Origin of the sequence: Pseudooceanicola nanhaiensis, from assembly GCF_020171315.1 — a bacterium.
In the GTDB taxonomy this organism is placed as follows: Bacteria; Pseudomonadota; Alphaproteobacteria; order Rhodobacterales; family Rhodobacteraceae; genus Pseudooceanicola; species Pseudooceanicola nanhaiensis_A.
Genome location: NZ_JAIUZP010000001.1, coordinates 895,855 through 918,059, shown reverse-complemented (window position 1 = coordinate 918,059; position 22,205 = coordinate 895,855). Strand labels below are relative to the sequence as shown.

Annotated in this window: 23 protein-coding genes and 1 tRNA gene; 18 read left to right on the top strand and 6 right to left on the bottom strand. The window is 67.2% G+C overall.

Going from position 1 to position 22,205, the window contains the following annotated elements:
• The first annotated feature begins 35 nt into the window (after positions 1 to 35).
• From LCM32_RS04300 to minE, 4 genes are all read left to right on the top strand, one after another.
• A tRNA-Glu gene (locus LCM32_RS04300) sits at positions 36 to 110 on the top strand.
• Positions 111 to 423: 313 nt separating this feature from the next.
• Positions 424 to 1,203, top strand: coding sequence for a septum site-determining protein MinC (gene minC, locus LCM32_RS04295; RefSeq protein ID WP_224819806.1), 780 nt, complete (start codon positions 424 to 426; stop codon positions 1,201 to 1,203).
• The gene (minD, locus tag LCM32_RS04290) at positions 1,200 to 2,030 is read left to right on the top strand and encodes a septum site-determining protein MinD (RefSeq protein WP_224819805.1); all 831 of its coding nucleotides are present in this window, start codon (positions 1,200 to 1,202) and stop codon (positions 2,028 to 2,030) included. The genes minC and minD overlap by 4 nt, the downstream gene beginning before the upstream one ends.
• Positions 2,027 to 2,308 (top strand): cell division topological specificity factor MinE, encoded by a 282-nt coding sequence (gene minE / locus LCM32_RS04285; protein WP_224819804.1) that lies wholly within the window; start codon positions 2,027 to 2,029, stop codon positions 2,306 to 2,308. Before minD ends, minE begins: the two co-directional genes overlap by 4 nt.
• A gap of 622 nt (positions 2,309 to 2,930) precedes the next feature.
• On the opposite strand, the gene LCM32_RS04280 is transcribed toward minE, so the two are convergent.
• Positions 2,931 to 3,173 (bottom strand): accessory factor UbiK family protein, encoded by a 243-nt coding sequence (locus LCM32_RS04280; protein ID WP_222492776.1) that lies wholly within the window; start codon positions 3,171 to 3,173, stop codon positions 2,931 to 2,933.
• 107 nt (positions 3,174 to 3,280) lie between these two features.
• On the opposite strand from LCM32_RS04280, the gene lgt reads away from it, so the two are divergent.
• The 5 genes from lgt (at position 3,281) to LCM32_RS04255 (ending at position 7,455) form a co-directional block, all read left to right on the top strand.
• Positions 3,281 to 4,204, top strand: a complete 924-nt coding sequence (lgt, locus tag LCM32_RS04275; RefSeq protein ID WP_224819803.1) for a prolipoprotein diacylglyceryl transferase — start codon at positions 3,281 to 3,283, stop codon at positions 4,202 to 4,204.
• Entirely contained in the window at positions 4,201 to 5,274 is a 1,074-nt protein-coding gene (locus LCM32_RS04270) for a class I SAM-dependent methyltransferase (RefSeq protein ID WP_224819802.1), read from the top strand. Before lgt ends, LCM32_RS04270 begins: the two co-directional genes overlap by 4 nt.
• Entirely contained in the window at positions 5,271 to 6,026 is a 756-nt protein-coding gene (pgeF, locus tag LCM32_RS04265; protein ID WP_224819801.1) for a peptidoglycan editing factor PgeF, read from the top strand. Before LCM32_RS04270 ends, pgeF begins: the two co-directional genes overlap by 4 nt.
• A gap of 178 nt (positions 6,027 to 6,204) precedes the next feature.
• The gene (locus LCM32_RS04260; protein ID WP_224819800.1) at positions 6,205 to 6,342 is read left to right on the top strand and encodes a hypothetical protein; all 138 of its coding nucleotides are present in this window, start codon (positions 6,205 to 6,207) and stop codon (positions 6,340 to 6,342) included.
• A gap of 351 nt (positions 6,343 to 6,693) precedes the next feature.
• Positions 6,694 to 7,455, top strand: a complete 762-nt coding sequence (locus tag LCM32_RS04255) for a Hint domain-containing protein (RefSeq protein WP_224819799.1) — start codon at positions 6,694 to 6,696, stop codon at positions 7,453 to 7,455.
• Positions 7,456 to 7,479: 24 nt separating this feature from the next.
• Here the strand turns inward: LCM32_RS04255 and LCM32_RS04250 are convergent, their stop codons facing one another.
• Complete coding sequence (locus tag LCM32_RS04250) at positions 7,480 to 7,980, bottom strand: Lrp/AsnC family transcriptional regulator (RefSeq protein WP_224819895.1); 501 nt, start codon at positions 7,978 to 7,980, stop codon at positions 7,480 to 7,482.
• A gap of 287 nt (positions 7,981 to 8,267) precedes the next feature.
• On the opposite strand from LCM32_RS04250, the gene trxB reads away from it, so the two are divergent.
• On the top strand, positions 8,268 to 9,269 hold the full coding sequence (gene trxB / locus LCM32_RS04245) for a thioredoxin-disulfide reductase (RefSeq protein ID WP_224819798.1): 1,002 nt from the start codon (positions 8,268 to 8,270) through the stop codon (positions 9,267 to 9,269).
• 229 nt (positions 9,270 to 9,498) lie between these two features.
• Entirely contained in the window at positions 9,499 to 11,214 is a 1,716-nt protein-coding gene (locus LCM32_RS04240) for a bifunctional sulfate adenylyltransferase/adenylylsulfate kinase (RefSeq protein ID WP_224819797.1), read from the top strand.
• A gap of 132 nt (positions 11,215 to 11,346) precedes the next feature.
• Here the strand turns inward: LCM32_RS04240 and LCM32_RS04235 are convergent, their stop codons facing one another.
• Both LCM32_RS04235 and LCM32_RS04230 read right to left on the bottom strand, forming a co-directional pair.
• On the bottom strand, positions 11,347 to 11,571 hold the full coding sequence (locus LCM32_RS04235) for a DUF1150 family protein (protein WP_224819796.1): 225 nt from the start codon (positions 11,569 to 11,571) through the stop codon (positions 11,347 to 11,349).
• Positions 11,572 to 11,574: 3 nt separating this feature from the next.
• A complete protein-coding gene (locus LCM32_RS04230) occupies positions 11,575 to 11,988 on the bottom strand; it encodes an Hsp20 family protein (protein ID WP_222492760.1) in 414 nt (137 codons plus the stop codon).
• Between the two features lie 167 nt (positions 11,989 to 12,155).
• Between LCM32_RS04230 and LCM32_RS04225 the strand changes: the two genes are divergently transcribed.
• Together LCM32_RS04225 and LCM32_RS04220 are read left to right on the top strand one after the other, a co-directional pair.
• Complete coding sequence (locus LCM32_RS04225) at positions 12,156 to 12,380, top strand: YdcH family protein (protein ID WP_224819795.1); 225 nt, start codon at positions 12,156 to 12,158, stop codon at positions 12,378 to 12,380.
• Between the two features lie 170 nt (positions 12,381 to 12,550).
• A complete protein-coding gene (locus LCM32_RS04220; RefSeq protein WP_412070655.1) occupies positions 12,551 to 13,525 on the top strand; it encodes an NAD(P)H-dependent flavin oxidoreductase in 975 nt (324 codons plus the stop codon).
• A gap of 4 nt (positions 13,526 to 13,529) precedes the next feature.
• Here LCM32_RS04220 and LCM32_RS04215 read toward each other — a convergent pair whose 3' ends face one another.
• Positions 13,530 to 15,266 carry an AMP-binding protein gene (locus LCM32_RS04215; RefSeq protein ID WP_224819793.1) on the bottom strand — a complete coding sequence of 579 codons (1,737 nt, stop codon included), beginning with the start codon at positions 15,264 to 15,266 and terminating at the stop codon, positions 13,530 to 13,532.
• Positions 15,267 to 15,552: 286 nt separating this feature from the next.
• Here LCM32_RS04215 and purE point away from each other — a divergent pair, with 286 nt between their 5' ends.
• From purE to LCM32_RS04190, 5 genes are all read left to right on the top strand, one after another.
• Positions 15,553 to 16,041, top strand: coding sequence for a 5-(carboxyamino)imidazole ribonucleotide mutase (purE, locus tag LCM32_RS04210; RefSeq protein ID WP_224819792.1), 489 nt, complete (start codon positions 15,553 to 15,555; stop codon positions 16,039 to 16,041).
• Positions 16,034 to 17,110 carry a 5-(carboxyamino)imidazole ribonucleotide synthase gene (locus LCM32_RS04205; RefSeq protein ID WP_224819791.1) on the top strand — a complete coding sequence of 359 codons (1,077 nt, stop codon included), beginning with the start codon at positions 16,034 to 16,036 and terminating at the stop codon, positions 17,108 to 17,110. The genes purE and LCM32_RS04205 overlap by 8 nt, the downstream gene beginning before the upstream one ends.
• 455 nt (positions 17,111 to 17,565) lie before the next feature.
• Complete coding sequence (locus LCM32_RS04200; protein ID WP_224819790.1) at positions 17,566 to 18,753, top strand: aspartate aminotransferase family protein; 1,188 nt, start codon at positions 17,566 to 17,568, stop codon at positions 18,751 to 18,753.
• A 62-nt stretch (positions 18,754 to 18,815) separates the two neighbouring features.
• On the top strand, positions 18,816 to 19,742 hold the full coding sequence (gene argF, locus LCM32_RS04195) for an ornithine carbamoyltransferase (protein WP_224819789.1): 927 nt from the start codon (positions 18,816 to 18,818) through the stop codon (positions 19,740 to 19,742).
• Between the two features lie 167 nt (positions 19,743 to 19,909).
• Positions 19,910 to 20,566 carry a DUF2161 domain-containing phosphodiesterase gene (locus LCM32_RS04190; RefSeq protein WP_224819788.1) on the top strand — a complete coding sequence of 219 codons (657 nt, stop codon included), beginning with the start codon at positions 19,910 to 19,912 and terminating at the stop codon, positions 20,564 to 20,566.
• 90 nt (positions 20,567 to 20,656) lie between these two features.
• Here LCM32_RS04190 and LCM32_RS04185 read toward each other — a convergent pair whose 3' ends face one another.
• The gene (locus tag LCM32_RS04185; RefSeq protein ID WP_224819787.1) at positions 20,657 to 22,171 is read right to left on the bottom strand and encodes an amidase; all 1,515 of its coding nucleotides are present in this window, start codon (positions 22,169 to 22,171) and stop codon (positions 20,657 to 20,659) included.
• Positions 22,172 to 22,205 lie beyond the last annotated feature (34 nt).

Here is a 22,205-nt window from a genome sequence, read left to right as displayed (position 1 = left end):
GCGACCTCTCATAGAAGACCGCTCACGCCAAGAGCGGCCCGTTCGTCTATCGGTTAGGACGCCAGGTTTTCAACCTGGAAAGAGGGGTTCGATTCCCCTACGGGCTGCCATTGGTTTTCCCCAGACATCGCCAGACATCAGCGGTTCGACCGCCTTGCCGCCCCGTGGCCGCGTCCCAAAACGCAGGCAGTCCGCACGGTTGCGCGCCCCTTTCCGGCGGCGCGCCGCGCATGACCACACGTGAAGCAGCGCCTTTCTGCCGAGCGGATGGCTTGACGATCACATCTGTTGGACGGAGACCCGCGCGGGCGCGTAATGGCGCACGACCGGGGGGAGCGACTCCCCGGGACAAGGCCAAAAGGCCGAGAGCAACGGGCGGAGCAAATCCGCCGGATACGACCGAGCAGGAGCAACAGTGAGCAGGTGTTTCAGACCGACGCCCGTCAGGGCGGCGTCGTGACCGACGTCAGACCTTTCCAGATCCGGGGGCGGTTCCTGACCGCCGTCTCGCTACAGCCCGCAGGCGGGCTGCCCGACGCGGCCTTCTGGGACGCGCTCGACGAGAAGCTGCGCCAGACCCCCCATTTCTTCGAGAACGCCCCGCTGGTGCTCGACATGGGCAAGGCGCCCGAGATCGCCAGCAACGCCGATTTCCGCGCCATCCTGCGCGAGTTGCGCACGCGCCGCCTGTCGGCCTTCGGGGTGTTCAACGCCACCGACGCGCAATTCGCCGCGGCCGAGGCGGCGGGGCTGATCCGCATTTCGCTGGGGCGTGACGCCCCCCTGCCCTCGCGCGACCGGCGCAGCCCGGGCGGACGCGATCCCAAGCGGCTACTGCCGCCCGACAACCTCGTGATCGAGCGCCCGGTGCGGTCGGGGCAGACGGTGATGGCGGATCGCGGCGACCTGATCGTGATCGGGCCCGTCAGCTCGGGTGCCGAGCTGATCGCGGCGGGCAACATCCATGTCTATGGCCGCCTGCGCGGGCGCGCCATGGCCGGGGTCCACGGGGACCAGAACGCGCGAATCTTCTGTCACGACCTCGATGCGGAACTGCTGGCGATCGCCGGGCTCTACCGCACCAGCGACAACATCGGGGATGCGCTGCGCCACCGCAGCGTGATGGTCCGGCTGGAGGGCGAAAGCCTCCACGTCGAGCCGGTGGGCGGAACGGACGCGGATACAGCTAGGAGCAAACGGTGAAAGAGGAACGCGGAAACAGCAAGGTGATCGTCATCACCTCGGGCAAGGGCGGGGTCGGCAAGACCACCTCGGCCGGGGCGATCAGTGCAGCGCTCGCGAAGCGGGGCCACAAGACCGTGGTCATCGACTTCGACGTCGGCCTGCGGAACCTCGACATGATCATGGGCTGCGAACGCCGTGTGGTCTTCGACTTCATCAACGTGATCCAGGGCGACGCCAAGCTGAAGCAGGCGCTGATCCGGGACAAGCGGCTCGACAACCTCTCGATCCTGCCGACCTCGCAGACCCGCGACAAGGATGCGCTGACACAGGAAGGCGTGAAGAAGGTCCTCGACGAGCTGCGCGAAGACTTCGACTACATCATCTGCGACAGCCCGGCGGGCATCGAGCGCGGCGCGCATCTGGCGATGTACTATGCCGACGAGGCCGTGATCGTGACCAACCCCGAGGTCTCCTCGGTCCGCGACAGCGACCGGGTGCTGGGGCTGCTCAACAGCAAGACCGCCAAGGCCGAGAACGGCGAGAGCATCAAGGCACAGGTCCTGCTGACCCGCTACGACACCACCCGGGTCGAGAACGGCGAGATGATGACCGTGGATGACGTGCTCGACATTCTCGCGGTGCCGCTGCTCGGCATCGTGCCGGAAAGCCAGGCGGTGCTGCGGGCTTCGAACCTCGGCGTGCCGGTCGTGCTGGACGATCCGTCCGCCGCCAGCCGCGCCTACGAGGCCGCCGTGGCGCGTCTCGATGGCGAGGACCTCGAGATGAAGATCGAGAGCGAGCGCAAGCCGGGCCTCATCGGGCGTCTGTTCGGGCGGGCGACATGAAGACGTTCGGCCTGATCCCCTGGCCGCGCAAGGCCAACTCCGCCCGCGCCGCGAAGGAACGGCTGCAGATCCTGCTGGCCCACGAGCGTTCGGGCGGCAGCTCGCCCGACTACCTGCCGGCCCTGCAGCGCGACATCCTCGAGGTGATCCGCCGCCACATGGAAATCGACAGCGACGCGGTCGAGATCCGGATGGAAAAGGGCGACGAAGTCTCGAGCCTCGAAATCAACATCGAGGTGCCCGCCAAGCCCGCTCCCAAGAAGGCCGCCAAGTCGTAAGGCTGCGGTCGTCGCAAGGTAAGGAAGAGGCCCCTGACGGGGCCTTTTTCATTGGTCTCGCTTGTGGGCGTTGCCCATGGGCGCAGGGGAGGGGAGATGGCCGGGACGGTCAGCCATCAGACCAAGCGGCACGCAGCCCCGGCTCACGCAGCGCGCCACCGCTTCCGGCACCGGTATGCCATCCGGCACGCATCAAAACACACTCTCGCCCCCATCAAAAAGCCACCGCTTCGCCCTCACCGCCCGCCACGAAGCCGCGCATCGACGGCGCGCGCGGGGGCGATCCGAACCCATATGGCGGGCAGTTTATCTCAGCCACACATATCGTGTCCCATCGAGGGACCGCCCAGCCTCACCAAATCGCCGCCGCGTGGGGGCGCGGCGGCGATGCGCGGCGGCCTGCGGCCTTGTCCCGCGCGGGCGGCGGTCGTCGGCCCTGTGGAGGGCCTGCGAAAACCGGCGGCATCCGTCGTCTCGCCAGCGGATCAGGCAGGCCACCGGCGGGAGCGGGCATGTGCAAAGCTCAACGCGCAATAGACAGGCCGCAACCGGCAACCGCCCCCAGAAAAGCAAAAGGCCCCCGAACGGGGGCCTTCCTTACGCACAGCGAAAAGCCGATAGCTCAGCCCTTGGTCTCCAGCGCGTCGAGCCGGGCCTTCAGCGCAGCGTTTTCCTCGCGGGCCTTCAGCGCCATGGCCTTCACGGCGTCAAACTCCTCGCGCGTGACGAGGTCGCGATCCGCCAGCCAGCGGTCGATCATCGAGTTGAACGCAGTCTCGGCCTCGTCCTTGGCCCCCTGAGCCACGCCCATGGCGTTGGTCATCAGCTGCGACATGTCGTCAAAGAATTTCGAGCGGGTCTGCATGGGTCTCTCCGGCGTTACCTTTGCCCCCTATATGGGCCGGGCACGCCCCGCTCACAAGGATGAAAGCCCCCGTTGACTTCACGCGGGGCCGAGTGAAAGAAGACCGCATGATGCTGCCCTCCCTTCAGGCGTTCGCCCTGCCCTTCCCCGATATTTCGCCCGAGATCTTCTCGATCTCCCTTGGTGGGTTCGAATTTGCCCTGCGGTGGTATGCGCTCGCCTACCTCGTGGGCATCCTGCTGGGGTGGGCGCTGCTGCGCGATGCCATCAGCCGCGCTCGGCTCTGGCCTGCCCAGACGGCCCCCCTGACCCGCGCCCAGCTGGAGGAGCTGCTGACCTGGCTGATCCTCGGCATCGTGGTGGGCGGGCGTCTCGGCTTCGTGCTCTTCTACCAGCCGGCCTACTACCTGACGCACCCGCTGGAGATCCTGCGCATCTGGCAGGGCGGCATGGCCTTCCACGGCGGGTTCCTCGGCGTGGTGATCGCCACGGCGATCTTCTGCCGCCGGCACCGCATTCCCATGCTGTCCATGGCGGACGGGCTGGCGCTTGCAACACCGCCGGGGCTGATGCTGGGCCGGATCGCGAATTTCATCAACGGCGAGCTCTGGGGCCGCCCGACCGATGCGCCCTGGGGCGTGATCTTCCCCGGCGCCGCGGCGCAGGACTGCGCAGGCCCCGTGGGCATCGTCAACGGGCTCTGCGCCCGTCACCCCTCGCAACTCTATGAGGCCGCGCTCGAGGGGCTGGTGCTGGGGCTGATCCTGATCCTCGCCGCCTATCGCATGGGCGCGCTGAAACGGCCCGGTCTCCTCCTCGGCCTCTTCGTGGGCGGCTACGGCGTGGCGCGCTTCATCGTCGAATTCTTCCGCCTCGCGGACCAGCAGTTCATCACCCCCGACAACCCTTATGGCCATGTCCTCAGGATCACCGAGACGATCGGCCTGACCATGGGGCAGCTGCTCTCGCTGCCGATGGTGCTGATCGGGGCGGGCTTCGTCCTCTACGCCGCGACCCGGCCTGCGAAATGACCGCGCTGAAGGCGCATATCCTCGCCCGGATCGCGACAGAGGGTCCGATGCGGCTGTCCGACTACATGGCCGAATGCCTGCTCAACCCGCAGCACGGCTATTACACCACCCGCGATCCGCTGGGGACGGCGGGCGATTTCACCACCGCCCCCGAGATCAGCCAGATGTTCGGCGAGTTGCTGGGCCTCGCCCTGGCGCAAAGTTGGGTCGATCAGGGCATGCCCGCACCCTTCTGCCTGGCCGAGCTTGGCCCCGGACGCGGCACGCTGATGGCCGACCTGCTGCGCGCCACCCGCGCGGTGCCGGGCTTCCACGACGCGCTGCGCCTCCATCTCGTCGAGGCCTCCCCCGCCCTGCGCGACCAGCAGGCCAGCCGCCTGAAGGGCACGCAGGCGACATGGGTCGACCGGGTCGAGGACCTGCCCGACCTGCCGCTTTTCCTGATCGCGAACGAGTTCTTCGACGCGCTGCCGATCCGCCAGTACCGCCGCGCAGGCGCAGGCTGGCGCGAGGTGCATGTGGGCGCCGAAGGCGACCGGCTGGTGCCGGGCCTTGCCCCCGCAGGCCCCGGCCCCGAGGGCCGTGACGAGGACACAGGCGACGGCGATCTGGTCGAAACCTGCCCGGCGGGCGCCCTCATCGCGGGCCAGATCGGTGCGCGGATCGCAGCCCGTGGCGGGTCGGCGCTGATCGTGGATTATGGCGACTGGCGTTCCCTCGGCGACACGCTTCAGGCCCTGCGCAAGCACGCAAGCACCGATCCCTTCGAGGCCCCCGGCGAGGCCGACCTGACGGCCCATGTGGATTTCGAACCCCTCGCCCGGTCCGCCGCCCCTGCCGCCCACACCCTGCTGACCACGCAGGGCGTCTTCCTCGAACGGCTGGGGATCACCGCCCGCGCGCAGGCACTTGCCGAGCGGTTGAGCGGAGTTCAACGCGTCAGCCACATTGCCGCACATCGCCGCTTGACCCACCCGGACGAAATGGGAAGTTTGTTCAAAGTGATGGCTCTCTACCCGCAAGGGGCACACCCACCCCCGGGGCTGGAGCCAGCAGGAGCACAGGCATGACCCTCGAAATCCTGACCTCTCCGATTCTGCAGCCGGTGCAGCATGGCTTCTTCACCCGCAAGGGCGGGGCCTCCTCGGGCATTTTCTCGGGGCTGAACTGCGGCACGGGCTCTTCGGACCAGTCGGAAATCGTCGCGATTAATCGCGCCCGGGTTGCCGCCGCCATGGATGCCCCTGTCGAGGCGCTCGCCGGGGTGCATCAGGTGCATTCCGCCACGACGGTCACCTTCGACGGCCCCTCCTCCGAGAAACCCAAGGCCGACGCACTCGTCACTGCGACGCCCGGCGTGGTGCTGACGATCCTGACCGCCGATTGCCAGCCGGTGCTGCTGGCCGATGCAGAGGCCGGCGTGATCGGTGCGGCCCATGCAGGCTGGCGCGGGGCGCTCGGCGGTGTGCTGAGCTCGGTCGTGGACGCCATGGTTGCGCTTGGCGCCGAGCGGGGACGCATCTCCGCCGCCATCGGCCCCTCGATCAGCCAGAAGGCCTATGAGGTCGGGCCGGAATTCCTTGAGGAGTTCCTCGCCGAAGACCCGGAGTACATGCGGTTCTTCATCAACGGAGAGGGCGACCGCTACCTCTTCGACCTGCCCGCCTTCGGCCTGCACTGCCTGCGGGCGGCGGGCGTGGGCGATGCCGAATGGATCCGCCACTGCACCTATTCGGACCCGGATCGCTTCTTCTCCTACCGGCGCACAACGCACCGGAAAGAGGCCGATTATGGCCGCCTGATCTCGGCCATCCGTCTCTGACCGCGCGCAGGGGCCTGCCCCATTCCGGCAGGCCCTGCCCCATTCCCGCCCCCAGTGGGTCGAATTAAATCCCCGTTAATCCTCCTTTTCGGCCCAACGGGTGCCGTCTTTGGCCGTCATTCAGGACCTACCGGCGCCGACAGACGCGCCGCAGGGTAGATATTTTGGAGGCTGGATCATGAAGAGCCAGAAGCGTTGGATGAAGTCGGTGATTGCAGAAGCGAAGAAGGACGCCCCCGCGCTGCCTTTCAGCCGCGAGAACCGCAAGACCGTGGCCCTGCGCCGCAAGACCGCGCTGAAGAAGGCCGCCGCCTGACAGCTGACCAGCGGTGCGCGGCCACATTGCGACGCAATTGTGGCCGCGCCCGAACCGCCTGTCGCACGATCCGCGCGACACCACGGCCCCCGGGGCCCTCTGTGTCGGCGCGATGACGGCAAGGCGACTTTGATTCGCCCCAACTGTGGCCGAATTGTGGCGCATTGTGACCGCATCCCGGAACAATCCACGGCGCCCCCGCGGGGCGTTTTCCGTAACCCGCACAATTGCCACGACTTTTTGACAACGTGTCGAAATTGCGGCTATTTCTCGACGAAAGCGAAACAGATGTCCGTCTGTTGCTGCTGGTGGGGGCCAGCACATTCGTGACTGCCGAGAAATGGTGCTGTCATGTCGATTCCCTTTGCCGCGCCCTTTGGCGCGACCGCCCCTGTCGTGCCCATGCCCAGCCGGCCCCGGCTGATCACCCGCCGCTACGAGATCGACGCGCTCGATGGCTCCGGCGATGCGGTCTTCAGGGAATTGATCGCCCCGGCGAATGCCCGCTTTGAATCCGCCTTCAACGGCTTTGCCCGCGGCACGCTGATCGCCACGCCCACCGGGCGCCGCGCGATCGAGGACCTGCGCCCCGGCGATCTGGTCGAGACCGAGGAATTCGGGCCTCAGCCCGTGCAGTGGATCGGCCACATGACCCTCGAACCCGGCCAGCCCCTGCCCGATCCCGCACAGGCCCGCCTGTCCCGGCTGCCGCTCGACAGCCACGGCGTGGGACGTCCCTCGGCCGATCTGCTGGTGGGCCCCGGTGCGCGGCTGCTGCATCGCCCGGCGGTTCTGAACACCGATGGCGAGGCCGCGCAGGTCTATACGCCCGTGTCGCAGTTCACCGATGGCGAAACCGTCGTGGAAATCGCGCCGCTGCACCCGGTGGACATGTACCACCTCTGCCTGCCGAAACACGCCACGATCCGCGCCGGCGGCCTGCCCTTCGAGAGCTTCCACCCCGGCTATGCGCTGGAAAGCACGATGGGGCCCAACGCGCTTGCGCTGTTCCTCGCCCTCTTCCCGCATATCGATCATCCGTCGGACTTCGGCCTGCTGGCCCATCCCCGGATGAGCCGCGCCCAGCTGGAGGCGCTGGAGGACGCGGCCTGACGTCCTCCTGTCGCGGCGGCGCCGTCAGGCGCTGCGGCTGAGGCGTTCCTCGAGAACGTCGAAGGGCACGCCCGGTTCGTCCTTGGCACAGCGGATCACCAGCGAGGTCTTCACGCTGGCCACGTTCGGCGCCGAAGTCAGCTGTTCCGTCAGGAAGCTCTGGAAGGTGCTGAGGTCGGGCGCGACGCATTTCAGGATGAAATCCACCTCGCCGTTCAGCATGTGGCACTCCCGCACCAGCGACCAGCCGCGGCAGCGTTCCTCGAAGGCGTTCAGGTCGGCCTCGGCCTGGCTCTGAAGCCCGACACTGGCAAAGACCTGCACCTCGAAGCCCAGTTCGCGGGCGTCGACATTGGCGTGGTAGCCCTTGATGAAACCGGCCTCTTCCAGCGTCCGGACCCGGCGCAGGCAGGGCGGCGCGGAAATGCCGACACGTTTGGCCAGTTCGACGTTGGTCATGCGCCCGTCGGCCTGCAGTTCGTCAAGGATCTTGCGGTCGATCGGATCTAGGCGTGCGCCAGGCATCATTCACCCTCCAGTTTGCGGTTCTTTTATCATTCCGCCACGCGGACGCAATATTATTTCAAGGTTCGGCAATTTCAAGACAGGCTGACTGCCGTTTTTGCGAAGTTTCGGTTACATGTGATGCAAATTTCAGCGATCCCCCCGGGCAACAGCCCCGCGGCCCGGGCCCGCGGGACGGGGCCGAAAAGGGATCGCTGACGATACGGGGGCTGCGCTCGGCGGTTGCACCGTCCAGACGCGGCGCCTAGATAGAAAGCCGCTGCAGCAACCGCAACAGAGGAATTTCCATGGCCGGACAGAAACACACCCGCGTCCTCATCATCGGCTCCGGCCCCGCGGGCTATACCGCCGGCGTCTATGCCAGCCGCGCGATGCTGAACCCCGTTCTGGTCCAGGGGATCGAACCCGGCGGCCAGCTGACCACCACCACCGAGGTGGAGAACTGGCCCGGCGACACCGAGGTGCAGGGCCCCGACCTGATGGTCCGGATGGAAGGCCACGCCCGCGAGATGGGCTGCGAGATCATCGGCGACATCATCAACGACCTCGACCTGTCGAAACGCCCCTTCACCGCCACCGCCGACAGCGGCACGGTCTTCACCGCCGATGCGGTGATCCTCGCCACCGGCGCGCGCGCCAAGTGGCTGGGTCTCGACTCCGAGGAGGCCTACAAGGGCTTCGGCGTCTCTGCCTGTGCCACCTGTGACGGCTTCTTCTACCGCGGGCAGGAGATCGTCGTGATCGGCGGCGGCAACACCGCCGTGGAAGAGGCGCTGTTCCTCACCAACTTCGCCTCCAAGGTCACGCTGATCCACCGCCGCGACGAGCTGCGCGCCGAGAAGATCCTGATCGACCGGCTGATGAAGAACCCCAAGATCGAGCCGCTCTGGCATCACGTGCTGGAAGAGGTCGTGGGCGAGAACGATCCCAAGGGCGTCACCGCCGTGAAGGTCAAGCACGTCGACACCGGTGAGATCAGCGAGATCCCCTGCAAGGGTGTCTTCGTCGCCATCGGCCACGCCCCGGCCTCCGAACTGGTGAAGGACCAGCTGGAGCTGCACCACGGCGGCTACGTCAAGGTGAAGCCCGGCTCGACCGAAACCTCTGTGCCCGGCGTCTTTGCCGCGGGCGACCTGACCGACCACAAGTACCGTCAGGCCGTCACCTCCGCCGGGATGGGCTGCATGGCCGCACTCGACGCAGAGCGCTTCCTTGCAGAAGCGGGGCTTGCAGAGGGCGACACGACCCTGCCCCTCGGCCACGGCGCACCGGAAAACGAGGGCGTCTGACCCCTCCCCCGGTCACATCACTTTCACATTGGCCTGCGGGCCCCTGAACGGGGCCCGCGACGGCCGCAACCGGCGCGGGAAATTGTCCCACCCACGGCGCAGATAGGCAGCATTCGGCTCCTTATGGCCACATGTTCCCATTGAATGCTTGAAATCCCCCTGAAAGCTGGCCTAGGTGCCTGTGCACCGGCCGGTCGGCCTCAGCAATTGAAAAAACGAGAGTTTGCTAATGCCCGCTTCGAACTTGGCACCCATTCCAGAGCTTTATGTATCCTACGAATCCGCACAGAAACTCAAAGTCGAAGCAGCTGATCTGACCAGCTGGGACCTGACCCCCCGTCAGATCTGCGACCTTGAACTGCTCATGAATGGTGGCTTCAACCCGCTCAAGGGCTTCCTGTCGGAAGAGGACTACAACGGCGTTGTCGACAACATGCGCCTTGCCGACGGTTCGCTCTGGCCGATGCCGATCACCCTCGACGTGAACGAGAAATTCTCGGACACCATCGAGATCGGTCAGGACATCGCGCTGCGTGACCAAGAGGGCGTCATCCTCGCCACGATGACCGTCACCGACAAGTGGGAACCGAACAAGTCCAAGGAAGCCGAGAAAGTCTTCGGCGCCGACGACGACAAGCACCCGGCGGTGAACTACCTGCACAACCAGGCAGGCAAGATCTACCTCGGCGGCCCGATCACCGGCATCCAGCAGCCCGTTCACTACGACTTCCGCGCCCGTCGCGACACGCCGAACGAACTGCGCGCCTACTTCCGCAAGCTCGGCTGGCGCCGCGTCGTGGCGTTCCAGACCCGGAACCCGCTGCACCGCGCGCACCAGGAACTGACCTTCCGCGCCGCGAAAGAAGCCCAGGCCAACCTGCTGATCCACCCGGTTGTCGGCATGACCAAGCCCGGCGACGTGGACCACTTCACCCGCGTGCGCTGCTACGAGGCCGTCCTCGACAAGTACCCGGCGTCGACCACCACCATGTCGCTGCTGCCGCTCGCCATGCGCATGGCCGGCCCCCGCGAAGCCGTGTGGCACGGTCTGATCCGTAAGAACTACGGCTGCACCCACTTCATCGTCGGCCGCGACCACGCGGGCCCCGGCTCGAACTCGAAGGGCGAAGACTTCTACGGCGCCTACGATGCACAGGACCTCTTCCGCCAGCACCAGGAAGAAATGGGCATCGAGATGGTGGACTTCAAACACATGGTTTGGGTCCAGGAACGCGCTCAGTACGAAGCCATCGACGAGATCGAGGACAAGGACAAGATCACCATCCTCAACATCTCGGGCACCGAACTGCGCCGCCGTCTGGCGGAAGGCCTCGAAATCCCGGAATGGTTCTCCTTCCCGGAAGTGGTCTCCGAACTGCGCCGCACCAAGCCGCCGCGCTCGAAGCAGGGCTTCACCGTCTTCTTCACCGGCTTCTCCGGCTCGGGCAAGTCGACGATCGCGAACGCTCTGATGGTCAAGCTGATGGAGATGGGCGGCCGCCCGGTGACGCTGCTCGACGGCGACATCGTCCGCAAGAACCTCTCCTCGGAACTCGGCTTCTCGAAAGAGCACCGTGACCTGAACATCCGTCGCATCGGCTACGTCGCGTCCGAGATCACCAAGAACGGTGGTATCGCGATCTGCGCGCCCATCGCGCCCTACGCGACCACCCGTCGCGCCGTGCGTGAGGACATCGAGCAGTACGGCGCCTTCATCGAGGTCCACGTTGCGACCACGATCGACGAGTGCGAGAAGCGCGACCGTAAAGGCCTCTACAAGCTGGCACGCGAAGGCAAGATCAAGGAGTTCACCGGGATCTCCGACCCCTACGACGTTCCCGAGAACCCCGAACTGCGTCTCGACACCGAAGGCACCGAGGTGGACCACTGCGCCCACCAGGTCGTGCTGAAGCTGGAAAGCATGGGCCTGATCGCGGGCAACTGATCCGCGACACCCGTAAAAAGAAGAGGGCCGCAGCATCACGCTGCGGCCCTTTTTCGTGGCCGGGTCAAAGGCGCCCGGCGCAGGCGGTACCTCCCCCGCCCCACGGACGCAGGAGGCGCTTGCGCCCCGATCTCAGTGAACCGTCACCGGCTCCATGTCGTTTTGCCGGGCGAGGATGAAGGCCAGCTCGCGGTCCTTCACCAGCGCCAGCCGCTCGCCGTCCTCGGAGTGGACGGCATAGAGCCGCTCCAGCCCCACGGCCTGCTCGCGCACTTCCTTGGGCAGGTCCGACACGTCTACGGAACGGATGTAGACGATCCGCTCGCCCTCGTTTTCCAGCGTCACTTGGTCATTCATGGCTTACCCCTTTCTGATCCCGATCCGTTGCACCACTTTCTCCGGTTCCATCCGGCTCAGGTCGATGTGCAGCAGGCCGTTTTCCATCACGGCCTCCCCCACTTCGACCCCTTCGGCCAGGACGAAGGAGCGTTGGAACTGTCGCGCCGCGATCCCGCGGTGCAGGTAGATACGGCCGTCCGTTTCGTCCGACTGGCGCCCGCGGATGACCAGTTGCCGGTCTTCCAGCGTGATCGCCAGATCGTCTTCGGAAAAGCCGGCAACGGCCAGCGTGATCCGGTAGGAGGTTTCCGAGGTCTGCTCGATATTGAAGGGCGGATAGCCCTCGTTGCCGGATTTCGCATTGCGTTCCAGCAGGCGTTCGAGCTGTTCGAACCCCAGAAGATAGGGATGGGATCCCAAGGTCATCTTCGACATCGACACGTCCTTGCCTGATAAGCGACAGTCAGTTGCGGGCCCCGTTGCGGCGACCCGTTAGGGAAAATATGGGGCGATGTGTGCGGTCGTGCAAGTCCCTGTCAGGTTTGCCTGCGTCGGGGAAACCGCTATCGTGACCTCTCACGGGGCCGGACGGGAATCACCGCATGAACGCGCAGAACGACATTTCCATGAAGACCGAGGAAGTCCTGCGCGTCGAACTGGAGGTGTTCCGACAGCGTCACAGGGACCTCGACGATGCGATTGCAGCACTTCAGCAACGGCCCACGGCGGACCAGCTGACCTTGCAGCGGCTGAAGAAGCAGAAGCTTCAACTCAAGGACATGATCGCCCTGATCGAAGACCGGCTGACCCCCGACATCATCGCCTGACCGGCGGCCGGGGAGCGGCGTTCCACCTCTTGAAATGCAGGGCCCTTGCGCGCCCTTCCGGGCTGCGAAAAGCTGGCCCTGCCCGCGCTGTGACGCAGCGGCGGACATGACAGATCCGCGCCCATTTGGCAGGAAGATGTCAGATCGATAAGGAGGATATCGTCTTGTCCATGCCGGAGATTTTCCGACACCTGCGCCTGCCGCTGATCGGCAGCCCGCTGTTCATCATCTCGAACCCCGATCTCGTCATCGCTCAGTGCAAGGCCGGCATCGTCGGGGCCTTCCCGGCGCTGAACGCGCGCGAGGCGGCAGGCGAGCCGATCCAGCTGGAGCTCTGGCTGCAACGCATCACCGAAGAGCTGGACCGCCACAATCAGGCGAACCCGGACAGCCCCGCCGCGCCCTACGCCGTGAACCAGATCGTCCACCGCTCCAACGCAAGGCTGGAGCGCGACGTGGAGATTTGCGCGAAATACAAGGTGCCCGTCTGGATCACCTCACTGGGCGCGCGCGAGGAAGTGAACGCGGCTGCCCATTCCTGCGGCGGTCTGGTGCTGCATGACGTGATCAACAACCGCTTTGCCAAGAAGGCGATCGAAAAGGGCGCGGACGGTCTGATCGCCGTGGCGGCGGGTGCCGGCGGCCATGCCGGGGCGCTCTCGCCCTTCGCCCTCGTGCAGGAAATCCGCGACTGGTTCGAGGGGCCGCTCTTCCTCTCCGGTGCCGTGGCGCGCGGCGACGCGATCCTCGCGGCGCAGGCCATGGGGGCCGATGGGGCCTATGCGGGTTCGGCCTTCATCGCCACCGAGGAGGCCAATGCCGAGGCCGCCTACAAGCAGATGATCGTGGACTGCGGCGCGGACGACATCGTCTATTCCGACCTCTTCACCGGGGTGCTGGGGAACTACCTCGCGCCTTCCATCGCCAAGGCGGGCCTCGACCCGGCGGCGCTGGAGCGCTCCGATCCCTCGGCGATGAACTTCGGTTCCGGCTCATCCAAGCCGAAGAGCTGGAAGGAGATCTGGGGCTCGGGTCAGGGGATCGGCGCGATCCACGACGTGGTGCCCGCGGCAGACCGTGTCGCCCAGTTCGCCCGCGAATACGAGGCTGCCAAGGCGCGCCTCAAGGCGCTGCCCGGCTGGTGAGCCCTCAGGAGGCGGCCCGCGCCGCCTCCTCTTCCGCCCTGAGCGCGCGGCGATCGCCCTTGCCCACCTTGGTGCGCGGCAGATCGCTGCGGAAGGCGAGTGCGCGCGGGATCTCGTGCCGTCCCAGCCGCGAGGCGAGGAAGGCCTGCAACGCCTCCAGCGTGAAGCTCTCGGCCCCCGGACGCAGCACGACGAAGGCCTTGGCGCTTTCGCCCCGGTAGGCATCGGGAATGCCGATCACCATGGCCTCGGCCACGTCGGGGTGCTCGTGGATCGCCTTCTCGATCATCAGCGGATAGACGTTGAAACCGCCCGACAGGATCAGGTCCTTCTTGCGGTCCACGAGGAAGACAAAGCCCGCCTCGTCGATATAGCCGATGTCCCCGGTCAGGAACCAATCGCCCACATGGGTCGTGCCCGCCAGATCGCTGCGGTTCCAGTAGCCGGCGGTGACATTGGGCCCGCGCACCGCGATCTCCCCGGTTTCGCCCTGCGGCAACTCCCGCCCTGGGTCATCGGGATCGAAGATGCAGAGGTCCAGCCCCGGCACCGGAATGCCGATGGAGGCGCATTTCTCGCCCGGCTGCGAGGCGGGCACCTGCGTTCCCGCCGCACAGGTCTCGGTCATGCCCCAGCCGCCGCGCAGCCGCAGGCCGGTCGCCTGACGCACCCGTTCATAGACCTCCGGCGCCAGCGGGGCCCCGCCCGAGGCCGCGTATTCCAGCGAGCTGAGGTCCCGGCTGCCAAGGTCCGGCTGACGCAACAGCGCGATCCAGGCGGTCGGCACGCCGCTCATGACGTTGATCCGGTTGCGCTCGATCTCCTCCAGACAGGCCGCCGGGTCGAACCGCTGCCGCAGGTAGAGCGTGCCCCCCTCCAGCGTGCGCTTCATCATCGAGGAGACGAGCCCCATGATGTGGAAGAGCGGCGCATAGACCAGCGCCGCCGATCCCGCCCGGGACGAGGGCTCCGCCTGCGATCCGTGACGGTACATCTGCGCCGCGGCGGCGAGGTTGCCATGGGTCAGCACCGCCGCCTTGGGCACGCCGGTGGTGCCGCCGGTGTATTGCAGCAGCGCGATATCGGAGGGCGCCATCGGACGCGGCGCGCGGGTTTCGGTCTCGGCCTCCAGCCGCGCGGCAAGGTCCAGCGCGCCCTCGGGCCACGGGCAATCCCGCCCGGCGGCAGAGACCGCATCGGGCAGCAGCGCCACCTGCACGCCCTCGGGCACAGCCCCCGCCAGAGCGCCCGTGAACTCCGGCGTCGTCAGCGAGATCACCAGCCGCGCGCCGCTGTCCTCCAGCTTCTTGGCAATCTCGGCGGGGGCATCCAGTGGCGACAGATGCACCACCACCGCCCCCAGCGAGAGCGTGCCGAAGAAGAAGATCGGATGCCACAGGCAGTTCGGCAGGTGCAGCGCCACGCGGTCCCCCGCCCCGATGCCCAGCCCGGCCAGCACCGCTGCCGCGCGGCCGACCCTCTCGCGGGTCTCGCCATAGGTCAGCCGGTCGCCGTGGTAATCGAGGTAGAGCGCGCCTGCATGGGTCTCGAAGGCCTCTGCGAGCAGCCGGTTGATGCAGACGGCCCGCGGGCGATAGAGCGGGTCCACGCCCTCGGGATAATGCCGCCACCATGGCCGCGGCTTGGCCTCCGGTATGATCCGCTCTGCGCTGCCGCTTCGGTCTCCATCATGCGCGGCGCGGGCCGCCATGGCTGCCGCACCCCCGTCAGGGCTCTTCATCGTGCTGTCCTCCCTTGCGAAATCCCGCCAAGCGGAACATATTTTCGCATCCTCGCCGCCAAGCTAGGCCCGCCGCCCCGGCCCGTCAATCCCGCGCCGACCGCCGCTGCCCCTACAAGGCCACCCGGACCGCCCCGCAAGGCGCGATACCCTGTCCACCCCCGTCCCGAGACCGAGTTTTCGGGGCAACTCCGCCCCCCGCAGGCACCCATCCGCCCCTTGGCAATTGCATGCGCCGCCCCGTTCACTATAACGCCGAAATCGGCAGGACCGGCGGGAGACAGCTATGACCGACATCAAGGTAGGCATCATCATGGGCAGCCAGTCCGACTGGCCCACGATGAAGGAAGCCGCAACCATTCTCGACGAGCTCGGGATCGCCTACGAAGCCAAGATCGTCTCGGCGCATCGCACGCCGGACCGGCTCTGGACCTATGGCAAGGAAGCGGCGGGCCGTGGCCTGCACGTGATCATCGCGGGCGCCGGTGGTGCTGCGCATCTGCCGGGCATGATGGCCTCCAAGACCCGCGTGCCGGTCATTGGCGTGCCGGTGCAGACCCGGGCGCTTTCGGGCGTCGACAGCCTCTATTCCATCGTCCAGATGCCCAAGGGCTTCCCCGTCGCCACCATGGCGATCGGCGCGGCGGGGGCAGCCAACGCGGGCCTCATGGCCGCGGGCATCCTCGCCATCAGCGATCCCGCCCTGGCCGAGCGTCTCGACGCCTGGCGCGAGGCACTCTCCGCCTCGATCCCCGAGGAGCCCGCAGATGACTGATTTCCCGCTCACCGCAGGGTCCACCATCGGCATTCTCGGCGGCGGCCAGCTGGGCCGGATGCTCTCGGTCGCGGCCAGCCGTCTGGGCCTCAGGACCCATATCTACGAACCCGGCGCCAACCCGCCCGCGGCCGACGTGGCCCATGCGGTGACCCGCGCGGCCTACGAGGACATCAACGCGCTGACCGCCTTTGCCGAGTCGGTCGACGTGGTGACCTACGAGTTCGAGAACATCCCGACCTCCGCCCTCGACCTGCTGGAGGCGCTGGTACCGATCCGCCCGGGCCGCGAGGCGCTGCGCGTCAGCCAAGACCGGATGACGGAGAAGGATTTCCTCACCTCCCTCGGCCTCAAGACCGCCCCCTATGCCGCCGTCGACGATGCCGAGAGCCTCGCCACCGCGCTGGAGCAGATCGGCGCGCCCGCGATCCTCAAGACCCGGCGCTTCGGCTATGACGGCAAGGGCCAGGCCCGGCTGCAGGTGCCCGAGGACGGCGCGGCGGCGCTGGAAGAGATGAACAGCGCCCCCGCGGTGCTGGAAGGCTTCGTCAATTTCAGCCGCGAGGTCTCGGTCATCGGGGCGCGCAGCGCCGACGGCTCCGTCGCCTGTTTCGATCCCGGTGAGAACGTGCACCGCGAGGGCATCCTGCGCACCACCAACGTGCCGGCCATGCTCTCGGCCGCGCAGCGCACCGATGCGGTGCTGATGGCGGGCAAGATCCTCAACGCGCTCGACTACGTCGGCGTCATGGGGGTCGAGCTTTTCGTCACGCCCGAGGGGCTGGTGGTGAACGAGATCGCCCCGCGCGTCCACAACTCCGGCCACTGGACCCAGAACGGCTGTGCCGTGGACCAGTTCGAGCAGCACATCCGCGCCGTGGCGGGCTGGCCGCTCGGCGACGGGACGCGCCATGCGGACGTCGAGATGGAAAACCTGATCGGCGACGACATGGACCGCGTGCCCGACCTCCTGCGCGAAACGAATTCCGCCCTGCACCTCTATGGCAAGGCCGAAACCCGCGCGGGCCGCAAGATGGGCCATGTGAACCACATCCGCCCCAAGAGTTGACCTTCCTCCGCATCGCGCGCCACGCGCGGTGCGGCCCCCCTCCCTGCCGGGCACAGCGCCCGCCGCGGAGCCCGGAAAATTCTTCGAAGAATTTTCCCAAGAATTTTCGAAAATTCTTGGCCGCTGCCGGCCCCGGCAGCCTCCCCCAGACCGTTGGCACCCGACCGTTGGCACCTGTGGCCGCGATGCCATGACCGGGCGCCCCGTCGCACCATGGCGCGATCCCTCTTCCCCGGCGTCGCGTTTCGGTCTATACGCGCCCCATGATCGCACTGGCACGCCACATCTCCCGACGCCGACGCCGCTGAATTTCAGCGGTGCGTCGCCTCGTGCCCGCCCGATCCCTGCGCCGCTTTCGGCGCGCCTGCTTCAAAGCTCCCCCGAAACATTGACTTGCCCCGAAGGCTCATGCTCTCAAGGCGCATGAATTCCGGGCCCCCTACGAGGATAGTGACATGATCCCCTCCGTTCTGCCGACTTACATCCGCGCGCCCCTCCACTTCGTGAAGGGTGAAGGCGCATGGCTGATCGAGGAGGACGGCCGCCGTTTCCTCGACCTTGGCTCCGGCATCGCCGTGAACGCCCTCGGCCATGCCCACCCGGCGCTTGTGACCGCGCTGACCGAGCAGGCCCAGAAGGTCTGGCACCTTTCGAACCTCTACGAGATCCCCCAGCAGGAGGCGCTCGCCGCCGCCCTCGTGGATGCGACCTTCGCCGATACCGTCTTCTTCACCAACTCGGGCACCGAGGCGGCGGAACTGGCGGTCAAGATGGCGCGGAAATACTGGTACGAGAAGGGCCAGCCCCTGAAGACCACGATCCTGACCTTCACCGGCGCCTTCCACGGCCGTTCCTCCGCCGCGATCGCCGCCGTGGGGACCGAGAAGATGGTCAAGGGCTTCGGCCCGCTCCTGCCCGGTTTCAAGCAGATCCCCTGGGGCGACTGGGACGCGCTCGAGGCGGCCATCGACGAGACCACCGGCGCGATCATGATCGAGCCGATCCAGGGCGAAGGCGGCATCCGTCCCCTGCCCGACGCGGACCTCAAGATGCTGCGGAAGCTCTGCGACGACAAGGAGCTGCTGCTGGTGCTGGACGAGGTGCAATGCGGCATGGGCCGGACCGGCAAGCTCTTCGCCCATGAATGGGCGGGCGTGACCCCCGACATCATGATGGTCGCCAAGGGCATCGGCGGCGGCTTCCCCCTCGGCGCCGTGCTGGCCACCGAAGAGGCCGCACAGGGCATGGTCGCAGGCACCCATGGCTCGACCTATGGCGGCAACCCGCTGGGCTGCGCCGTGGGCCTCGAAGTGATGAAACATGTCTCGGACGAGGCTTTCCTCGCCAATGTGAACCGCATCGGCGGCCAGCTGCGGCAGGGGCTCGAAGGGCTGGTTGCCGCGCATCCGGACGTCTTCGAGGAGGTCCGCGGCAGCGGCCTCATGCTGGGCCTCAAGTGCAAGCCCGCCGTGGGTGAAGTGGTGAAGGCCGGGTACGACAACCTCGTGATCACCGTGCCCGCGGGCGACAACGTGCTGCGCCTGCTGCCGCCGCTGAACCTGAGCGAGGAAGAGGCCGCCGAGGCGATCAAGCGTCTCGACGCCGCCGCCACCGAGGTCGCAAGCCAGATCACGGCCGGGTAACCCCGGCCCCCGGGCAGGCGGCCGGCACGCGACCGGCCCCGCCCCACCAAAAGGACAGAAAAATGAACCATTTCCTCGACATCCACACCACCTCTGCCGAAGACCTGCGGACCATGATCGACCAGGGCCGCGCCATGAAGGACGCCCGTCAGGGCCGCCCGCGCGGCGCCCCCGATGACGAGCAGCCGCTCGCAGGCCACATGGTCGCGCTGATCTTCGAGAAGCCCTCGACCCGGACCCGCGTCTCCTTCGACGTGGGCACGCGCCAGATGGGCGGGCAGACCATGGTGCTGTCGGGGCAGGACATGCAACTGGGCCACGGCGAGACCATCGCCGACACCGCCCGGGTGCTGTCGCGCTACGTCGACCTGATCATGATCCGGACCTTCGACGAAAGCGTCGTGCAGGAGATGGCGGAATACGCCTCCGTCCCCGTGATCAACGGCCTGACCGACCGGTCGCACCCCTGCCAGATCATGGCCGACGTCATGACCTACGAAGAGCACCGCGGCCCGATCAAGGGCAAGAAGGTGGTCTGGACCGGCGACGGCAACAACGTCTTCGCCTCTTTCCTCCACGCGGCGCAGCAGTTCGAATTCGAACTGGTCTTCTCCGGCCCGCAGCAGCTGGACCCGGATCGCGAATATGTCTCGATGGCGCGCGAGGCCGGTGTCGACTTCACCATCCAGCGCGACCCGTGGAAGGCCGTGGACGGCGCCGACCTGATCGTGGCCGACACCTGGGTCTCGATGCATGACGCCCAGTCCACCCGCGAGCGGCGCCACAACCTGCTGCGCGCCTATCAGGTGAACGATGCGCTGATGCAGGCGGCCAAGCCCGATGCGCTCTTCATGCACTGCCTGCCCGCGCACCGGAACGAGGAGGTCACCTCCTCGGTCATGGATGGCCCGCAGTCGGTGATCTTCGACGAGGCCGAGAACCGGCTGCACGCCCAGAAGGCCGTGATGCGCTGGTGCCTCGGCAAGTAAGCCGCGCCCGGCCCGCCTGATGACGAGCCCCTGCGAGCAATTGCGGGGGCTCTTCTTTTGTCCTCCCCCGCGCAGGCGGCACGCCGCCCCATCCGCCCCCAGTCCCCTGCCCCCCTAGCCCCCCAAACCCTCTTCTCCCCTCCTCACGGCTCCGCTACACCTGAGGCATGAGCGCCCCCCGTCCCCGTGAAACCGATCTCTATGCCCCCGTGAAGGCCTTCCTCGAAGGTCAGGGCTACGAGGTGAAGGCCGAGGTCGAGGGCGTCGACATCATGGCGCTGCGCGACGGGGACCCCGATCCGGTGATCGTGGAGCTGAAGACCGGTTTCACCCTTGCCCTGCTGCATCAGGGCATCGACCGCCAGAGGCTCAGCGACTGGGTCTACCTCGCCGTGCCCACCACCTCGGGGCGCAAGGCGTTGTCACGGCAGGTTGGCCTCTGCCGCCGCCTCGGGCTGGGGCTGCTGACGGTGCGGCTGAAGGATGGCCACGTCACGCCGCATTGCGATCCCGGCCCCTTCAGCCCCCGCAAGGTCAAGCCGCGCCAGACCCGCCTGCTGCGCGAATTTGCCCGCCGCGAGGGCGATCCCAACACCGGCGGCTCCACCCGCACGCGGCTGGTCACGGCCTACCGGCAGGATGCGATCCGTATCGCCGCCCATCTGGCGGCCCATGGCCCCTGCCGCGGGGCCGAGATCGCAAAGGCCACCGGCGTCACCAAGGCCACCACCATGCTGCGCGATGACCACTACGGCTGGTTCGAGCGTGTCGAACGCGGCGTCTATGCCCTCACCCCGCGCGGCGCCGACGAACACGGCGGCTAGACGTGTAAAACCCCGAGGTCTCCCCCGGGGTTTTCATCTTTCCAGAAATACTCACTGCACCACGCCCGCCATGGGCGCGGCCCCAGTGGGTCAGGCGAAGCCGAAGAACCCTTCGGCGTCCGACAGTTTCGGTGCGGCCTTGAGGGCGGCGATGTCCACCTTGGGCATCCCGAACTCAGCGTCGTCCTTGAAGAGCGCCTCGATCTCGGCGGCCACGGCCAGCACGCCAAGGTCATCGCCGCGCTTGCCGACGATCTGCAGGCCGAAGGGCATGCCCGTCTCGTCGCGGCCCACGGGGATGGTGATCGCCGGGTGGCCTGCCACGGTCGAGGCATAGGCCAGCGACAGCCAGTGGTAGTAGCTCTCGGTCTTCTGGCCGTCGACCTCTTCGGGGTAAAGCTCACGCCAGTTGCGCGGCGAGATGGTCACGGCGGGCGAGAGCACGTAGTCGGTGGTCTCGAAGAAGGCCTGCCAGCGGCGATAGTAGGCGCCCTGCTTGACCAGCGCCTGCGCCACGTCGAGGCCGGAGTAGGTCAGCCCCTCTTCCCAGTTCGCGGTGACGTTCGGGCCCATCTGGTCGGCGTGATGCTTCATCCGGTCCTCGTGGCCGGCCATCATCATCACCGCCCGCAGCACGGCGAAGATCCGGTCGCAGTCGGTGCAGTCCGGCGTGCCCTCGTCCAGCTGCCCGACATAGGGCGCAAGGCCCTTGCAGGTCTTCTGGAAGGCCCGGCGCACGATGTTCTCGGTCAGGGTGAAGCCGTAGTCCTCGGTCATGGCGAACTTCAGCGTCGTCAGATCGACGCGCGGCAGGTTGGTGAAGGCCATCGGGTCCCACGGCGTCTTGCCGCCGGAGACATAGGTGTAGGGATCGTCGCGATCGGGACGCGCCAGCACCGCCAGCATCAGCGCCGCATCGGCCACGGTACGGGCCATCGGGCCAGAGGTGGGCAGCGGGATCAGCGCCGGGCCCCGATTGTTGCCGGGCACCACGCCGGGGGTCGGACGGTAGCCCACGACACCGCAGAAGGCTGCCGGGTTGCGAAGCGACCCGCCGGTATCCGAGCCGGTGCAGAGCGGTGCCATCCCGGTGGCCAGCGCCACGGCGGAGCCGCCCGAGGAGCCCGCGCAGCTTTTCGTCAGGTCATGCGGGTTGGCGGTGACGCCGTAGACCGCGTTGCGGGTGTTGGCCCCGGCCGAGAACTCGGGGTTGTTGGTCTTGCCCAGCACCCCGGCCCCGGCAGCGCGCATGGCCGCGACCATGACGTCGTCCTTGGTGGCGACATTGTCCTTGTAGATCGTCGAGCCGAGGGTCGTCTTGAGGCCCGTCACGTCGATCATGTCCTTCACGCCGAAGGGCAGCCCTTCGACGAGGCCCAGCGTCTCGCCCTTGGCGACACGCGCCTCGGAGGCCTTGGCCTCGGCCAGCGTGCGCTCGAAGTCGAAGTCCACAAGCGCGTTGACGGCGGGGTTCACCGCCTCGGTCCGCGCGATGCAGGCCTCGGCCAGTTCCACCGGCGAAAGCTTGCGGCGCGCAATCAGGCTGCGGGCCTCGATCGCGCTCAGATCCGCGGGATCGGTGGCCAGTTTCGGCGTATCGGTCATCTCGTCTTCTCCTGTCATCCGGCCCGACCCGCAG

What these genes read in the sequence shown, in the direction of transcription:
- LCM32_RS04260 (WP_224819800.1), top strand. Translation starts at nt 6,205, where the DNA reads ATGAAGAGCCAGAAGCGTTGGATGAAGTCGGTGATTGCAGAAGCGAAG.
- LCM32_RS04255 (WP_224819799.1), top strand. Translation starts at nt 6,694, where the DNA reads ATGTCGATTCCCTTTGCCGCGCCCTTTGGCGCGACCGCCCCTGTCGTG.
- LCM32_RS04190 (WP_224819788.1), top strand. Translation starts at nt 19,910, where the DNA reads ATGAGCGCCCCCCGTCCCCGTGAAACCGATCTCTATGCCCCCGTGAAG.
- LCM32_RS04220 (WP_412070655.1), top strand. Translation starts at nt 12,551, where the DNA reads ATGCCGGAGATTTTCCGACACCTGCGCCTGCCGCTGATCGGCAGCCCG.
- LCM32_RS04215 (WP_224819793.1), bottom strand. Translation starts at nt 15,266, where the DNA reads ATGAAGAGCCCTGACGGGGGTGCGGCAGCCATGGCGGCCCGCGCCGCG.
- LCM32_RS04250 (WP_224819895.1), bottom strand. Translation starts at nt 7,980, where the DNA reads ATGCCTGGCGCACGCCTAGATCCGATCGACCGCAAGATCCTTGACGAA.
- trxB (WP_224819798.1), top strand. Translation starts at nt 8,268, where the DNA reads ATGGCCGGACAGAAACACACCCGCGTCCTCATCATCGGCTCCGGCCCC.
- argF (WP_224819789.1), top strand. Translation starts at nt 18,816, where the DNA reads ATGAACCATTTCCTCGACATCCACACCACCTCTGCCGAAGACCTGCGG.
- LCM32_RS04205 (WP_224819791.1), top strand. Translation starts at nt 16,034, where the DNA reads ATGACTGATTTCCCGCTCACCGCAGGGTCCACCATCGGCATTCTCGGC.
- LCM32_RS04280 (WP_222492776.1), bottom strand. Translation starts at nt 3,173, where the DNA reads ATGCAGACCCGCTCGAAATTCTTTGACGACATGTCGCAGCTGATGACC.
- purE (WP_224819792.1), top strand. Translation starts at nt 15,553, where the DNA reads ATGACCGACATCAAGGTAGGCATCATCATGGGCAGCCAGTCCGACTGG.
- LCM32_RS04270 (WP_224819802.1), top strand. Translation starts at nt 4,201, where the DNA reads ATGACCGCGCTGAAGGCGCATATCCTCGCCCGGATCGCGACAGAGGGT.
- LCM32_RS04240 (WP_224819797.1), top strand. Translation starts at nt 9,499, where the DNA reads ATGCCCGCTTCGAACTTGGCACCCATTCCAGAGCTTTATGTATCCTAC.
- pgeF (WP_224819801.1), top strand. Translation starts at nt 5,271, where the DNA reads ATGACCCTCGAAATCCTGACCTCTCCGATTCTGCAGCCGGTGCAGCAT.
- LCM32_RS04235 (WP_224819796.1), bottom strand. Translation starts at nt 11,571, where the DNA reads ATGAATGACCAAGTGACGCTGGAAAACGAGGGCGAGCGGATCGTCTAC.
- LCM32_RS04185 (WP_224819787.1), bottom strand. Translation starts at nt 22,171, where the DNA reads ATGACCGATACGCCGAAACTGGCCACCGATCCCGCGGATCTGAGCGCG.
- LCM32_RS04200 (WP_224819790.1), top strand. Translation starts at nt 17,566, where the DNA reads ATGATCCCCTCCGTTCTGCCGACTTACATCCGCGCGCCCCTCCACTTC.
- lgt (WP_224819803.1), top strand. Translation starts at nt 3,281, where the DNA reads ATGATGCTGCCCTCCCTTCAGGCGTTCGCCCTGCCCTTCCCCGATATT.
- LCM32_RS04230 (WP_222492760.1), bottom strand. Translation starts at nt 11,988, where the DNA reads ATGTCGAAGATGACCTTGGGATCCCATCCCTATCTTCTGGGGTTCGAA.
- minE (WP_224819804.1), top strand. Translation starts at nt 2,027, where the DNA reads ATGAAGACGTTCGGCCTGATCCCCTGGCCGCGCAAGGCCAACTCCGCC.
- LCM32_RS04225 (WP_224819795.1), top strand. Translation starts at nt 12,156, where the DNA reads ATGAACGCGCAGAACGACATTTCCATGAAGACCGAGGAAGTCCTGCGC.